Origin of the sequence: Nesterenkonia sandarakina (assembly GCF_013410215.1) — a bacterium.
Classification (GTDB): Bacteria; Actinomycetota; Actinomycetes; order Actinomycetales; family Micrococcaceae; genus Nesterenkonia; species Nesterenkonia sandarakina.
The window spans coordinates 1-14,484 of record NZ_JACCFQ010000001.1 but is presented as its reverse complement, the minus strand read 5'-3'; the positions used below and the strand labels follow the sequence as shown (position 1 = coordinate 14,484).

The window sequence follows — 14,484 nt, the reverse complement described above, 5'->3', positions numbered from 1 at the left end:
GCTCTTCAGCGTTCGCGGAGTCCTGGGGTTGCTCTGTCGGCAAGTTCCTGGATGCCAGTGTTCGTTCGGGTGAAGATCAGTTCGCGGATGAAGCGGGAGACCGGCTTGGCCAAGAAGAAGAGGGAACCCACCAGGAAGCAGACAGTGCCAGCGGTCATGGTGGATCCTGAGAAGAACAAGATGCTGCCGGTGAGGAACATGATCGACGCGCCGACGTCGAGTCCGGTGTAGAGCAGCTCGAATGCCGCGTAGATGCGCACGTCCCGCGGGCTCTTTGGTGGGTTCTCGTGAGAGAAAATAGCCACAATCGTCTCCTTCTTCAGTTTCTCGGACTGGTAAAGGTCCCAACTTGAGGCTGTCTCACCATCGACCAGGACGTCGACAGTCACACGACCAGGCTGATCGCCCAGACTGTGCCGAAGGCAGTGACCCCGAGGATGGTCTGCATGGCTGTCCAGGTCATCAGCGTCTGCTTCTCATTCAGACCCAGGTACCGGTTGACCAGCCAGAACCCGGAGTCATTAACGTGAGAGAGCACTGTGGCGCCGGCGCCGATGGCCACCACCACCGCCGCCACCATCCCGGCTGTATGCTCGCCGCCCTCCAGCAGCGGCGCGATGATCGCGGCAGCAGTCACCGTGGCCACCGTGCCGGAGCCCAGCGCGATGCGCAGCAGCGCGGCGGTCAGAAACGCCAGGACGATCACCGGGACCCCAAGGCCGCCGACCGTCTCCTCGAGCGCCTCACCGACCCCGGAGTCCTCCAGCACCTGACCGAAGACCCCGCCAGCACCGGTGACCAGCAGGATCAGACCCACCGGGGTCAGCGCGCTGGAGGCCACCTTCTGCAGGTCCTCGCGACCCAGCCCACGCCGTGCGCCCAGGACGTAGAACGCCAACAGGACCGCGATGATCAGCGCGACGATCGGGTCTCCTACCAAGGCGAGGACCTGGGTGACCATGTGGTCCTCATCCAACAGCGCCTCTGAGGCGGTGTTTCCCAGGATCAGCGCCAGCGGGATAGCCAGGATGGTCAGGATCAGCGGGAAGCTGGGCGTGGAGTCCGACTCGGGTCCGTCCTCGTCCTCATCGTCTTGATCAAGGTCCTCAGGCACCCCGACGGTGACGTACCGGCTGATGAACTTCCCGTAGAACACCCCACCCAGAATCACCGCAGGCACACTGGCAGCCAGGCCCAAAGCGATCACCCACCCCAGGTCAGCTCCGAGCACCCCGGCAGCCGCCACCGGACCGGGCGTGGGTGGGACCAGACTGTGGCCCGCGCTGATCCCTGCCAGCAGCGGCAGCGCGAGCACCACAAGGGTGGTCTGAGCTTTGCGCACCAGACTGAACACCAGCGGCATCAGCATCACTAACAAGACGTCGAAGAAGACCGGGATCGCCAGGATCAGACCGGTCGCACCCAAAGACCAGGGGAGACGCTTCTCTCCGAAGGCCTCCACCAGGGTGTCGGCGATCTTCTCGGCCGCGCCGGTGGCGCGTAGGACCTGGCCGAACATTGCGCCCAGGCCCACGATGATCGCGACGAAGCCCAGGACCCCGCCCATGCCCTCTTCGACGGTATCGATGATCTCGTGAAGCGGGATCCCCACGATCACAGCGGTGAGGATGCTGGTCAGCAGCAGGGCGACGAAGGCGTGGAGTTTCAGCTGCATGATGAGCAGGAAGAGCACGACGACGGCGCCTGCGATGGTCAATAACAGGGCTGCGGTGGACATGGGATCTCCTAGGGTCGGGTGGGCCGGCTCTCGGGGGTGTTCACTGCGGGGCCAGAACGGTCTTCAGCCAACCCTCCTCTCGACGGTCGAAGCTCAGATACGCCTCAACGACGTCGTCCAACGGTTCTTCCTGGGTGATGAACGGCGGGGGGTCGAACAACCCGCCGGCCACCAGGTCCAACAGCGGCGGCGTCACCGAGCGGTGGTCACAGTTGCCGCCACGCAGGGTGAGGTTCTTGTTCGTGGCCATCCCGAGCGGGAATGATGTCAGGTCCGGAGAGAAGACCCCGATCATGCCGATCCGTCCGTATTTGGCTACCGATTCCACCGCCCACTGCGCAGAGAGCGAGGGCGCGTCGCCCGGTACCCAGTTCTCGCCTTCGATGTTGGTCTCGGGTGCGGTCTGGGCGACCTCGGCGTCGAACTTCTCTGCCTGGGCGGCGTACTTCTGCGCGGCTGGTCCGCGGGTGGGTCGCTGGGCATCGACTCCTACCGCTTCGATCACCGCATCGACTCCGACTCCCAGGGTGGCGTCCATGAGGGCCTCCACCGGGTCTTCACGGTTGAAGTCGATGACCTCTGCCTTCTGCTCCGCTGCCTTGACCAGCCGCGTCTGGACTCCGTCGATGGCCCAGACTCGCCCGGCTCCTTGGCGGTAGGCCGAGGCGATGGCCAGTTGTCCCACGATCCCTGCCCCGTAGACGGCCACGGTGTCGCCGCGCCTGATCCCGGCCAGCTCGGCGCCGAACCAGGCGGTGGGGAAGATGTCGGAGAGCAGCAGGGCGTCGTCGTCGGAGATCTTCTCCGGCAACGGGATCAGCGTGTTGGCAGCCCACGGGATTCGCGCATATTCAGCCTGCAGCCCGTCGACAGAACCGGTGGGGGCAGGGCCTCCGAAGAAACAGGTACCGGCTTGAGGGCCGTTGGGGTTGGCGACATCGCACTGTGCTGTCTGGCCCATCCGGCAGTAGCGGCAGACCCCGCAGGACATGGTGGAGCACACCAGGACCCGGTCCCCGGGGGTCAGTCCGCGCACTGCGGCGCCGACTTCCTCGACCACGCCCACAGCCTCGTGACCGAGGATCGTGCCTTCGCGCATCCCGGCCATCGTGCCCCGGATGAAGTGGAGATCGGTTCCGCAGATCGCGCTGCGAGTGATGCGCACGATCGCATCAGTGGACTCCTGGACCTTGGGGTCGGGGACACTGTCGAGACGAATATCGCCTACGCCGTGCCATACAAGTGCCTTCATGAGAAAACTCCTTCACAGGTTCTAAGAAGTACGGGGAGCTGGAATGGATGTAGTTGCGTCGCTGGAGTGGGCCAGATTCCCCGGAGAAAGCCTCCGGTGGCAGGACGTTCGGGCGACTCTGTGAGTTGGCGGATCGCGGCGAATGCTTGCTCGCCTGCTCCGAGGTCGCGGCAGGAGGCGATTTCTGCAGCGAGGGCTGGAGGAGTGTGTGCTCGATAGCTGGGCCCCGTGTCGAAGGGTTGGGCCCGTGGCTAGAGCTGATTTCAAGATATCGGTCAGGTCCCAGAACGTAAAGACATGCTTCTCAACAGTCGATGCGCGGGCTGTGGCGCTCTGGCAGCTTTTCCTCGAGAGTGGTAATCATGATCGAAGCTGATCAGAGTCTCCAGCGGACCAGTAGTGGTTCATCTTTCGCTGGGGTTTGTGGACGGTCAGTGACCTCACATAGGAGGGAGGGTTCAGTGGCGATTCACCTACTGGTGCGCTCCTTAGGTGGAGGCGCTCTCGTGGCTGTCGCGGCATTGACCTTGATGGGTTGTACATCCTCGGGTTACCCAGCGGACCCGGAGAGAACTCTGGATGAGGTGTCGGGCTCAACCCTGCGAGTGGGCATCGTGCACCACCCGCCCCACGTCGATGCCACAGGACCTGCACCGAGCGGGACTGAAGTGGAGCTCATCGAAGGGTTCGCGGATCGGATCGACGCCGATGTCGAATGGACGGTAGCGGGTGAGGAAGCTGTCATGACCGCCATCGAGGAAGGTGACCTCCATCTGGGCGCGGGGGGCTTCACCACAGACACACCGTGGTCGACTCACGCGGCCATCACGCGTTCTTACGTGGAACGCGCTGCTCCGGATGGCACCGTGACTGAGTTCGTCCTCGCGGCACCGATGGGAGAGAACCAGTTCCTCACCACACTCGAGGCATATCTCGACGAATCCTCTCCAGAGCCACAGTGAAAAAGGACTTAAACTTCGGGCGCACCGAGCTGCCGCCGGAGCTTCAGCAGACCGTCCGCCGAGCGATCCGGTTGGAATGGTTCACCATAGGGTATTTAGTCGTCACCGTTTCGCTCATTGCCGCGGTCATGGGGAATTCCCAGGCTATGAGGGCTGCGTGGGTCGAAGACATGCTCGCTCTGATTCCTCCTATCGCATTCCTCGTAGCCGTGGCCATCATCAAGAAGCCGCCTACGCGTCGGAGGCCTTATGGTCAGCACCGCGCTGTAGGGGTGGGGCATCTGATCTCCGCCGCGGCACTATTGGTGATGGGATCGCTCCTGATCCTGGAGTCCGCGATTGGCCTGGTGAAGGGTGAGCATCCGCCCATCGGCACGTTTCACCTCTTCGGCCACACCCTCTGGCAGGGGTGGTTCATGATCGTGGTGATGCTGCTGCTCATTCCGGTGCCAGTGATCTTGGGACGGATGAAGATCAAACTCGCTGGCGCTCTGCACGACAAAGTGCTCTACGCCGATGCAGACATGCTCAAGGCTGATTGGCGGACCAGCTTGGGCACCGCTGTAGGTGTCGCGGGGGTGGGGTTCGGCCTGTGGTGGTTCGATGCCGCCGCCGCGATCTTCGTGGGACTCAGCGTCGTCAAAGACGGCGTGAGCAACATGTCAGTGGCGGTCACGGACCTGACCGATTCTCGGGCACGCACCATTGAGGGAAACGCGCCTCACCCGTTGATCATGGCGGTTGAGAATTATGCGCGCGGTCTCGAGTGGGTCCAAGACGCCGGCGCCCGGGTCCGGGACCAGGGGCACGTCTTCCATACGGAACTATTCATCGTGCCCAAAGACGGTGCCTCACTGACCCTGGGCCAGCTCCAAGAACTTCGAGCTGGAATTGTTGAGATGGATTGGAAGCTCGCAGACGTCGTGGTGGCACCGGTCGCGACACTTCCTGCAGAGGTTCACATAGGAACTTGAGGTGTGGATCCAGAGCGACTGGCTGGTCAGTTGCCGCTCAACCGTAGAGATATCGATCGCTCGCAGGGATTAGAGCACGGAGCGCAGCGGTTTCAGCGCCCATTCCGTGACCCGCGCCATGGGGTGACGTTGCCGCCAACCGTGAGGACCCACAACCTTGCAGTGAACGGGACTGCCAGAGCGGCCCCCGCCGCCCCCAGCGGGAGGGTCTTGAGGGAGGCCCACCGGGGGACTACTCGTCGTTTCGGGGTGGAAGAGCTCATGCTTCCTTTCTAGCGGCCTCGTTTCCACCGGGGCTTGGAGCCTCGGTCCGTGGTGCCGAATCTTCTGGATTCTCGTCCCGTGCTGAGATGCCGGTGGGCTCGGAGTTTGCAGGTGAGTTCCCGAGACCGCGGGCGCGTCCCCGCTGGGCACAGGTCCACGGAGCAATGCTGTGACGGCGCCTCCAAGACCTGTGCCGGTTTTCTCAGTGCAGCCGGAACCGCAGACCATAGTTGTTCAGTAGTGAGGGGAGGCTCTCCGGATCGAGGGTGTGTGACTGCAGTTCAAGCTCGCTGTGGCCGAGGATCTCGGCCATGAAGTTCGAGGTCAACAGCAGCACCAGGTGCCGTCCTGGGCAGATTCCCAGCCCGGCGCTGAAGGGTACCAGCGGCCAGTCCTTCCGGGTGCGCGGGCGCCCCCACAGCTCTGGTGCGAAGCGGTGCGCGAAATCCAGATTCCGGTCGTCGCGGTGGAAGAACGGGGCGAAGACCAGCACAGAGGTCCCAGCTGGCATCACCCCGTGGTCGAACTCCACCTCTGTGGTGGTCTCGCGCAGAATCATCGGTGTGGTGGGCCAAAGGCGCAGGGACTCCAGCACGGTGGAGCGCAGCAGCGGAAGCATCGGAGCAGCCTCTTCCTGCTCCTCCCGGATCTGCCGCCGGGCGGCATCCAGGGTCTTAGGATCTGCGGCCAGCAGCGCCAGTCCGCGAAAGGTCGCCATCCCTGCAGGATCGAAGGCGAAGAGCCACTGTGGGATCTGCTGGGCCGGCTCGGCGTCTGATTCTTTAGGCAGCTGAGCCATGAAAGCCGCCACGCTTCCGGGCTCTGCCCGGTCCAGCGCCGCTTGTATGCGATCGAGTAGTTCCGCACGACCGCTTTTGTCCACGGGCTTGAAGAACCCCCAATTCCCGTCGGCGCGCAGCTTCTCGGTCAGCTCGGTGAGCTCGGTGTCTTCGCGGGCGGAATCACCCAGGACCACGCGCCGGACGACCCGGAACCATGCATCGATGAAGGTCTGATAGTCGAGCGTCCCGCCGCTGCCGCGCACCTGGTCCACCAGCGCCTTGGCTTCCTCTTTGACCACTGGCATGAAGGTGGCGGCCATGTGATGGATTGGGTGTCCGTGGTCCAGGGCCTCCTCGTTGAGACGACGACGCTGGGCGCGCTCGGCCCCGTGGGAGATCAGGGCCACCTTGGGCTCGAAATGCTTCAGCGCGCTGGTCTTGAGCGTCTCGGCGGTGGCGAAGGGCTCAGGGGAATCCTCTAACACGCGGTGGACGTCGTCGGGATCCAGGATCAACGCCATGTCACGACCTGGGATGTTCAACATCAGCGGGCCCCGGCCATATTTGTTGGCCAGGGTCTGGGTCCTGCGCACGGCCCGACCGTCGAGGTCTAAGCGTTCTGAAGCGGCCACGACCTTGGGGCGCCGGATGATGGGGCCCTTGGCGATCATCGGAATCTGCACGTCGCGGAGCACCTGGGCGGTCTCCATCAGGGTGGCCTTCGGGAGCGGATTCTTCACGGGGGAGATCGATTCTGCGGTCATGGCGCCTCCTCTTGCGGTTGACTTCTCATTGATTGATCACTTGAGGGTTGATCGCTCCACCCGTCGCGCTGACCCTTTTGCGGTGTCTCTGCGTCTCCAGGAGTTTTCAGCCGTGGAGTGCGCGACTCGACGACGTCATGGAACCAGCCACTGTGCGTGACCGATGGCGCCGCTCTGTTCGGTGGTCGCTCGCCGGTAGAACTCGTCGATGAGACTTACCGTCAGCGGGCTCGGTGCTGGCTTGCGGGCCGGGATGTCCTTGATCGCCTTCTGGTAGCGGAAGACCGCTCCGGGATCGATGGGGTGGGCGTCATGATCGACGCCGATCACCTTCCCCTGACGGGTGGCGTGGCGCTGCGCCAATATCTCCCAGTCTTCGATGGGAACAATCCCGGGTGAATCCAGGCCGTGGGCGAAGAGACTGATGTAGACGTCCTCGTAAGGGCGTGCCTGCTCCAGGTAAGCCTGCACCGAATCGAACTCCGGACTGGCGTGGAACCTGTTCCACAGTGGGACGGAGCCGGTATTCAGGGTCCAAGCGGGATCAACGTGCGCGTAGGTCTGGACCAACAGGCGGTTATCCTCCCAACCCATGCTGCGATACCAGTCCCGATAGAGCTCCGCGATGAAGCCAGAAGCGTCCTGAGGCTCGTTGACCACCAGTCGCCGGCGCTGCAGGTTGGACTCTTCGGCGACCCGGGCGATGCTGTCGTCCAAGGCGGGATCCCACCCCCACTCACCGTCGGGACTGCGGTCATCTGTCTGCGGCGGATCCCAGCGACGGTATGAGGAGTTCTCCTGTTCCAGGAACTTCTTGATCCGTTCCCCGCTGTTGTGGAACTCCTCTTCGGGGACCCCGCCCAGGCAGCCGAACTGGAACACGGTGCGCTCCCCGGTGGATGTGGTGCGCCAATCTCGTGTGTTCTCGAGCTGAATGATGGTCGCACCCGGGGCCAGGCGTTCCCGCAGGAACTTCTCATAGACCGGCCCCAGGGAGAGACGCTTGAGCCGCATGAAGGCCAGCTGCTGCATCATGGGACGATCCTGGGCTGGATCATGCATGTGATAGACCTTCACGCGCGGATTGTTCTGCGCAATCAGCTGCGCAGTGGGCGCCAGAGCCTCCATCGCTTGGACTGGGTCATCCTCATGAGTTCCGGTGTCCTTGACCGAGACCAGTGTGGTCTGCGGCAGAAACGGCACCCCCAAGGCTGCAGAAAGGTGGAAGGCGGCTCCGTTGGGTGCACCGATCAGCACCGCTGGATACGGGCCGGGACCGTACTGCTGCGTCACCCAGGTGTCGATGAGATCCACGTCGATTTCCCGGGCCTGCTCCAGCGGTAAGCCTTGTGGTCTCGCTGCCATCCGGAATGCCTCTGCGCGCACACGGGACGGAGGAAGGGAGCCGAGTTTGCCGAGCACGCGGCTGCTTGGACCTGTGGACATCGCCCCGTGTCCATGGCCGCGCAGGTAGCTGGCCGTGGCGCGCACAGCGTTGATAGAACACTCGAAATCAGTGATCATCTGCGCACCCTGTAGACGCTGCACGAACTTCTTGGCCTTCTTGGCACGCATCATCGACGACCTCCGACCTTCGAGAGGGCCTTCTTGCCAGCGTTGGCGGATAATTTTCGGCTTGCCTGGGTAGCTGCCACGGCCAGCGTCGCCTTGCCCGCCTTAATCGCGACGGGCACGGCGACGAGGGTGCCGCCGCCCAGTGCCGCGAGCGTTAGGAGACGGCGTGCGGCTTGCCGCTTCCGGCCGTCCCATCCGCCCTGGACGTCTGCGCTCTTATACGGGGCAGGCTCATAGAGGTTTCCCGCGTTCGCACGGGAGGGCTCGGTGCGGGAGAGGTGTTTCTTGTCTACCTGCTTGGCCATCATCTTCTCTGCCGTCGCAGGAGAGATTCGATGCTGTCTGAGCATCTGTCGGGCTACCTGGCCGACGGGCATTTCATGCTGAGGCTTCTTCGCACCCTTCAAGATGGTGGCGGCTACGCGCTGGGGCGAGTAGACCGGCGGCATCGGCACAACGCGACGCCCCGTGTAGTTGGCCACCTCGTCGAATAAAGGAGTGTCAACAGTCGGGGGCAGCACGGTGACCACGTGGACGTCCTGGAGCTTCTCTAGGAACAACTCGGAGCGGACGCTGGCCGAGAGCGCGTTGATGCCCGCCTTGGAGATGGAATAGGAGGCGGTGAACGGCTGTGGCACCTCGCCCACCACAGAGGAAACATTGATAAGCACGCCGGTCTTCTGACGACGGAAATGCTTCACCGCGGCACGTGACCCGTGGACGTAACCCATGATGTTGACATCCAGGACCCGGCGGAAATCCTCGAGGGGTGTGCTGTTCAAGGCACCGAACAGTGAAACTGCGGCATTATTGACCCATACATCGATCCGTCCAAAGGCCTCCACCGCTGCATCCGCCAGAGCCTCAACGGCTTCGGAATCAGTGACGTCGGCCGGGACGACCAGTGCTCGTACACCGTGCTTGCGACACTGGGCGGCCACCTCCTGCAGTGCGGGTTCGCGACGCGCTGCGAGCACGAGGTCGGCACCAGCTTTGGCGAACCGCAGCGCGGTGGCCCGTCCTATGCCGGAGGACGCGCCGGTGATGACAACGACAGAATCTCTGATCTTGTGAGTTGCACTCATGCATTTACGCTACGCAGTCGATCTTGGCAGTGGCTGGACATTAGTGCTGCCGCGAACGCCATTCTCCGATCCGGTGAGGTAGGCCGCTGTTGTGCGTTATCCGGGCCTCCTACGCTCGCTCGAGACGTCGATGGACCGCAGCGGATGGATCACCGTTCTCACTGCGACTAACAGTATGTTCACTCTGAAGCCAGGTGTGTGACGCGTCCCGGGTCCTCTTCCGCGGTTGGTGCGCTTCTATAGCACCGCGACTCACAAGTCGATACAAACGCGACTCCGTGGTGCACGTATAACCCGCCCGACTAAGCGCACGGTGAAGGATCGGCTTACGGACGCAGACGATGGTTAGTGATTCTGGTACCTGACGGTCAATGCTTACCTTGCGGCCGTGGCTCCATCAGGGAGATTTTGAGGACGCAGATGACCTCACGGACCCCTCAGCAGAATCACTCGAACCTTTCGGGGCTCGTGGTCTAGAAGGAGACGGGCGCTGAGGGAATGCCCGATCGGTCATACAACGTTAGCTGAGTGCGGTTGGCGATACTCCGAGGATGGTTGAATCCAGGCCAACTAGTTTGGAGTCTGGGAGAGCCCACTCAGTCTGTGGGGCATTCGAGGTCGGCGGTGTCGTCGTACTCGGGGACCGGACGAGACTCTGCCTCCTCAGCGGTGGTGGCGGTGCCGTTGCTGTCGATGTCCTGGATCAGCCAATCCATCTCCGCGATCTCGCGCCGCTGAGCCTCACTGATCGCCACCGCGAGCTCACACACCCGGACATCGTCGAGGTTCGCACGTTCCGAACGAGTGATCGCCATCGAATGGTGCGGGATCATCGACTTCATGTACCCCGTGTCCTGCACCGTCACTTGACTGCGGTCCAGGGCGACACCAGTGCCGAGCAGCAGCACGCTGATCACGACGACGGCGATGTTGGCCTTGGTGTTCTTGTACATGTTCATCATCCACGCGAACATCACCAGTCCCATGGTACCGCCCATGGTCAGCGCCATGATCATGCGGCTTTCACTCAGGCGCACGTGGCTCCACTCCCAGGTGCTGACGAACATGACGCCGTACATCACCACCATCCCGGTCAGGATCATGGCCCCGAACCGTAGATACATCTTCATCTGATGCGAGGAGTGCTTGCCCTGGTGACCGCGGCCCTGCGTGCGGTCCTGGTGAGTATCTGACATGGGGCAAGCTCCGTTCTCTGAGGGGTTGAGGGACTGCGTGTCTATTCAGTCCAGAAAATTCGGATGAGAATGCCCGCTCCGAACGGCCAAGGAGAAGGCTTTCGAGCAGGCCGCATCCCTGAGGTGTGCCGCGAAATGCTAGAGCGTCCGCCCGAACCTCCCGGGCAGCTCCCGTGGCAATCCGGGCCGCGGGGAGCCGCCCGGGATAGTGCTCAGCCCAGGGAGGCCAGCAGGTCGGCGCAGGCATGCTCGCACCGGCGGCACGCCTCGGCGCAGACGCGGCAGTGCTCGTGATGGTCAGCGTGCTGAGCGCACTCATCCGCGCAGGCCCGGCAAGCGATGCGGCATGCTTCGACAACGGCGCGGACCAGATCAATATTGACCCCGGTCTGCCGGGAAAGAACGTTGCCGGTCATCGCACAAATATCGGCGCAGTCCGCGTTTGTTCGAATGCAGGTGGTCAGTTCCGCCACCATGTCTTCTGCAAGGCACGCGTCGGCGCAGGCGGTACAGGTCTGAGCGCACTCGAAACACGCTTCGATGCACTCAGCCAGCTTCTGCTTGTCCACCCACGAAATATCTTTCGGATACGTGTCCAGCATGGACGTCACGTGATGAGTCATGATGTTGCTCCTTCGTCAATTTCTGCTTCGGTTGTCGAATATTAGAGATCAAACTCAAGTGCATCTTGGAAGGATTGAACCGTGCCCGTGTAGTTGCTTCGTCACGGGAGACGATGCACAGACTAGGACCGACTACCGCGCTACGGACCCTGCGCTAACCTCCCTGCGTTGAGTGTGGTCCCGTGTGGAGGAGGAGTCACGTCAAGAGCACCTCTCGCGCTCAAGCTTCATCAAATCTTCAGGGAACCAACCGGCCTGTTTCGGTGGCGGCTAGGTGTGCGGGGTTGAGGTCGATGCGGCGTAGGAGCTGAGCGTTGAGCGCCACCACAATGGTCGACACCGACATCAGGATCGCCCCGACGGCGGGGGAGAGCACGAACCCGATGGGCGCGAGCACCCCTGCTGCCAGGGGAACTGCGACGACGTTATAACCTGCGGCCCATACGAGGTTCTGGACCATCTTGGTGTAACTGGTCCGGGACAGCTCGATCATTGACAGCACCGCCCGAGGGTCATTGCCGGCAAGGACGACTCCGGCAGACTCCATAGCCACATCGGTGCCGGCGCCGATGGCGATGCCGACCTCAGCCCGGGCCAGGGCGGGGGCGTCGTTGACGCCGTCTCCGACCATGGCCACAGTGTTTCTGCGTTCCTGCAGCTGGGCGACCTTGGTGTCCTTGTCCTGGGGCATGACCTCTGCGAAGACTTTATCGATGCCCAGCTCAGCGCCTACCGCTTGGGCGACCTGGTTCGCGTCCCCGGTGATCATGGCGACCTTCACCCCGCGGGCCTGCAGAGCTGCCACTGCGGCCCGAGATTCAGGCCTGACCTTGTCCTCCATTGCCAGTGCCCCGATGACCTCTCCGTCGGCGAGAACATGAAGGACGCCCGCACCACGGTCGGTCCAGGCCTGTGTGTGCTCAGCGACGTCAGAGGGGACGGCTACGTTGTGCTCACGGAGCATGTTGGGTCCGCCGACAGTGATCTCGGTGCCGTCGACGGTGGCCATCACACCGCGGCCGGAGGTGGAGTGAAACCCGGTCCCACGCAGACCCAGTTGCGCGGCCTCCGCATTGTCCCCGGCGGCGGTGACGATGGCTCGAGCCACCGGGTGCTCACTGTCGGCCTCCGCCGCTGCGGCATAGGCCAACAGGCGTCCCTCGCTGGTCCCGGCAGCCGCAGCGGTGCCCGTGACGGCATGAGCACCCTGGGTGAGTGTCCCGGTCTTGTCGAAGAGCACGACGTCGATGGTGCGCATCCGCTCCAGCGCCAACCGGTCTTTGATCAGCACTCCGGAGCGGGCTGCCCGTTCGGTGGAGATGGCAGTGACCAGCGGGATGGCGAGCCCCAAGGCGTGGGGGCAGGCGATGACCAATACGGTGACCGTGCGCACCACCGCATCGTCGGGGCTGCCGAGGATGGTCCAGGCGATGGCAGTGAGCATCCCTGCGGCCAGGGCGAACCAAAACAACAGGGCGGCGGCGCGGTCTGCCAGGGCCTGGGCCCTGGAGGAGGATTCCTGGGCATCGGCCACCATCCGCTGGATGCCGGCCAGGGTGGTGTCCTCACCTGTTGCCCCGACTCGGACTCGCACGGCGCTGTCGGTGGCTACTGTGCCCGCGACCACGGTGTCACCGACCTCGCGTGAGACCGCCTGGGATTCCCCGGTGATCATGGACTCGTCGAACGCGGCTGCACCATCAGTGATCGTTCCATCAGCCGGGACCCGCGCTCCGGAGCGAACCAGCACGATGTCATCGACGGTCAGTTCGCCGATGGAGACGGTGGTGGGCTCACCGTCGATGAGTTTCTCTGCCTCATCGGGCAGAAGTTCAGCCAGGGTGTCCAGGGCGGAGGAGGCGGCGCCCAGGGCGCGCATCTCCATCCAGTGCCCCAGCAGCATGATCACCACCAGCAGCGCCAGTTCCCACCAGAAGTCGAGGTTGAAGTCCCCGATTCCCAGGGTGGTGACCCAGGACGCGATGAACGCCACGGTGATGGCCATGGCGATGAGCAGCATCATGCCCGGTTGGCGGGACTTCAGCTCAGTGAGCCCGCCTTTGAGGAAGGGAGTCCCACCGTAGAAGAAGATCACGGTGCCCAGGACTGGGGCGATCCAGGTAGCGCCGGGGAACTCGGGGAGGTCGTAGCCGAGAAGGTGTCCCACCATGGGGCTGAAGATGACCACCGGGATCGCGAGCACCAGGGAGACCCAGAACTTGTTCTTGAACATCGCCGTGGAGTGCCCTGCGTGTTCTCCGTGACTGTGTTTCTGATGGTCCTCGTCCAGGCCCGAGTGGGCGTGAGCGTCGGGCATGGCCTGTCCGTGGGTGTCGGCGTCAACATGGTCGCCGTGGTGGTGCGGGGTGCTCATCGTGTTCCTTCCACTGAGCCCGGGGAATCAGCAGTCCGAGGGATTCCGGAGGTCAAGGGGTTGCGGGAGAGTCAGCGCGAGATCGCCTGATGAGTGCTCTGAACTTAGCGCTCAGGACTCAGTGCTCAGGATCTGGCCAGGGAGTAACCAGCGTCCTCGATCGCGGTGCGCAAGGCCGCAGAGGCGGTTGAACCGGTCACGGTTGCAGTAGAAACACCGCCGGCTTGCAGATCGATCCGCACATCTTCGACTCCTTCCAGCGCCTTGATGGCTTCGATGACCGTGCCGACACAGTGTCCGCAGGTCATGCCTTCCACGGCGTAGGAGGTGGTTCTGGTCGAGAGCTCTGCAGAGGGAGGGGAGGACACTTCTCGGTCGTTAGTGGTGGACGGGGCGCAGCAGCTGCAGCCGGTGGAGGCCATCGGCAGGGTCGGGCGGGATTCGGTGGTCATCTCAGGCTCCTTGGATCGACTCGGACGGCACGGGTTTCTCTTACGCCATGTATATACCCCCAGGGGGTATGGTGCAAGAGCTGGTTTTCGTACTCAGCTTCATTGAATCTTCAGAAAAACCGAGCCTGTCAGCGGCAGGACGGCAGATAAAATTGGGGGTCGATCTCCTCGGCAAACCCGCGGTATGAACCGGAAAGGCTTTATGGCGACCTTGACCCGAAGGCTCCTGCTCACAGGAGGACTCGGCCTGCTGGGGGCCGGTGCTGTCACCGCCTGCGCCGGACCTGATTCCTCAGAACGAACCGGCACCGGCGCAGGACCCCAGAACGGTGCAGATTCCCAGGGCGACGCTGCGGTCGGTCATGTCCATGGCATCGCGCGTGATCCCTCCGATGGAGTGGTAGTGCTAGCTACCCACTACGGCCTGTTCCGCGTCCAGGAGG

At 63.1% G+C, this 14,484-nt stretch carries 12 protein-coding genes and 1 pseudogene; 3 read left to right on the top strand and 10 right to left on the bottom strand.

The genetic code is table 11. From position 1 onward, the window contains the following. Positions 1 to 5: 5 nt before the first annotated feature. From HNR11_RS13905 to HNR11_RS00050, 3 genes are read right to left on the bottom strand one after another with little or no spacing between them, the layout of a single operon-like run. A complete protein-coding gene (locus HNR11_RS13905) occupies positions 6 to 389 on the bottom strand; it encodes a YrhK family protein (RefSeq protein WP_343050531.1) in 384 nt (127 codons plus the stop codon). Next, complete coding sequence (locus HNR11_RS00055; protein WP_179440570.1) at positions 386 to 1,738, bottom strand: GntP family permease; 1,353 nt, start codon at positions 1,736 to 1,738, stop codon at positions 386 to 388. The genes HNR11_RS13905 and HNR11_RS00055 overlap by 4 nt, the downstream gene beginning before the upstream one ends. Positions 1,739 to 1,778: 40 nt before the next feature. Next, on the bottom strand, positions 1,779 to 2,990 hold the full coding sequence (locus HNR11_RS00050; RefSeq protein ID WP_179440569.1) for an alcohol dehydrogenase catalytic domain-containing protein: 1,212 nt from the start codon (positions 2,988 to 2,990) through the stop codon (positions 1,779 to 1,781). A gap of 506 nt (positions 2,991 to 3,496) precedes the next feature. Between HNR11_RS00050 and HNR11_RS00045 the strand changes: the two genes are divergently transcribed. Then, positions 3,497 to 3,952, top strand: a complete 456-nt coding sequence (locus tag HNR11_RS00045; RefSeq protein WP_179440568.1) for a transglycosylase SLT domain-containing protein — start codon at positions 3,497 to 3,499, stop codon at positions 3,950 to 3,952. Next, entirely contained in the window at positions 3,949 to 4,926 is a 978-nt protein-coding gene (locus HNR11_RS00040; protein ID WP_343050530.1) for a cation diffusion facilitator family transporter, read from the top strand. The genes HNR11_RS00045 and HNR11_RS00040 overlap by 4 nt, the downstream gene beginning before the upstream one ends. Positions 4,927 to 5,392: 466 nt before the next feature. Here the strand turns inward: HNR11_RS00040 and HNR11_RS00035 are convergent, their stop codons facing one another. The 7 genes from HNR11_RS00035 to HNR11_RS00005 form a co-directional block, all read right to left on the bottom strand. Beyond that, positions 5,393 to 6,736, bottom strand: a complete 1,344-nt coding sequence (locus HNR11_RS00035; protein ID WP_179440567.1) for a cytochrome P450 — start codon at positions 6,734 to 6,736, stop codon at positions 5,393 to 5,395. A gap of 135 nt (positions 6,737 to 6,871) precedes the next feature. Next, positions 6,872 to 8,314, bottom strand: coding sequence for a hypothetical protein (locus tag HNR11_RS00030; RefSeq protein WP_179440566.1), 1,443 nt, complete (start codon positions 8,312 to 8,314; stop codon positions 6,872 to 6,874). Then, positions 8,311 to 9,396, bottom strand: coding sequence for an SDR family oxidoreductase (locus tag HNR11_RS00025; protein WP_179440565.1), 1,086 nt, complete (start codon positions 9,394 to 9,396; stop codon positions 8,311 to 8,313). Before HNR11_RS00025 ends, HNR11_RS00030 begins: the two co-directional genes overlap by 4 nt. 596 nt (positions 9,397 to 9,992) lie before the next feature. Next, positions 9,993 to 10,592 (bottom strand): DUF305 domain-containing protein, encoded by a 600-nt coding sequence (locus HNR11_RS00020; RefSeq protein ID WP_246310273.1) that lies wholly within the window; start codon positions 10,590 to 10,592, stop codon positions 9,993 to 9,995. A gap of 212 nt (positions 10,593 to 10,804) precedes the next feature. Next, a complete protein-coding gene (locus HNR11_RS00015) occupies positions 10,805 to 11,215 on the bottom strand; it encodes a four-helix bundle copper-binding protein (protein WP_179440564.1) in 411 nt (136 codons plus the stop codon). Positions 11,216 to 11,453: 238 nt separating this feature from the next. After that, the gene (locus tag HNR11_RS00010; RefSeq protein ID WP_179440563.1) at positions 11,454 to 13,589 is read right to left on the bottom strand and encodes a copper-translocating P-type ATPase; all 2,136 of its coding nucleotides are present in this window, start codon (positions 13,587 to 13,589) and stop codon (positions 11,454 to 11,456) included. A gap of 125 nt (positions 13,590 to 13,714) precedes the next feature. Beyond that, complete coding sequence (locus HNR11_RS00005) at positions 13,715 to 14,041, bottom strand: heavy-metal-associated domain-containing protein (RefSeq protein ID WP_179440562.1); 327 nt, start codon at positions 14,039 to 14,041, stop codon at positions 13,715 to 13,717. Between the two features lie 202 nt (positions 14,042 to 14,243). Between HNR11_RS00005 and HNR11_RS13835 the strand changes: the two are divergent. Then, positions 14,244 to 14,484, top strand: a pseudogene (locus tag HNR11_RS13835) (F510_1955 family glycosylhydrolase); the annotation flags it as partial.

What these genes read in the sequence shown, in the direction of transcription:
- HNR11_RS00055 (WP_179440570.1), bottom strand. Translation starts at nt 1,738, where the DNA reads ATGTCCACCGCAGCCCTGTTATTGACCATCGCAGGCGCCGTCGTCGTG.
- HNR11_RS00030 (WP_179440566.1), bottom strand. Translation starts at nt 8,314, where the DNA reads ATGATGCGTGCCAAGAAGGCCAAGAAGTTCGTGCAGCGTCTACAGGGT.
- HNR11_RS00050 (WP_179440569.1), bottom strand. Translation starts at nt 2,990, where the DNA reads ATGAAGGCACTTGTATGGCACGGCGTAGGCGATATTCGTCTCGACAGT.
- HNR11_RS00015 (WP_179440564.1), bottom strand. Translation starts at nt 11,215, where the DNA reads ATGACTCATCACGTGACGTCCATGCTGGACACGTATCCGAAAGATATT.
- HNR11_RS00035 (WP_179440567.1), bottom strand. Translation starts at nt 6,736, where the DNA reads ATGACCGCAGAATCGATCTCCCCCGTGAAGAATCCGCTCCCGAAGGCC.
- HNR11_RS00020 (WP_246310273.1), bottom strand. Translation starts at nt 10,592, where the DNA reads ATGTCAGATACTCACCAGGACCGCACGCAGGGCCGCGGTCACCAGGGC.
- HNR11_RS00005 (WP_179440562.1), bottom strand. Translation starts at nt 14,041, where the DNA reads ATGACCACCGAATCCCGCCCGACCCTGCCGATGGCCTCCACCGGCTGC.
- HNR11_RS00025 (WP_179440565.1), bottom strand. Translation starts at nt 9,396, where the DNA reads ATGAGTGCAACTCACAAGATCAGAGATTCTGTCGTTGTCATCACCGGC.
- HNR11_RS00010 (WP_179440563.1), bottom strand. Translation starts at nt 13,589, where the DNA reads ATGAGCACCCCGCACCACCACGGCGACCATGTTGACGCCGACACCCAC.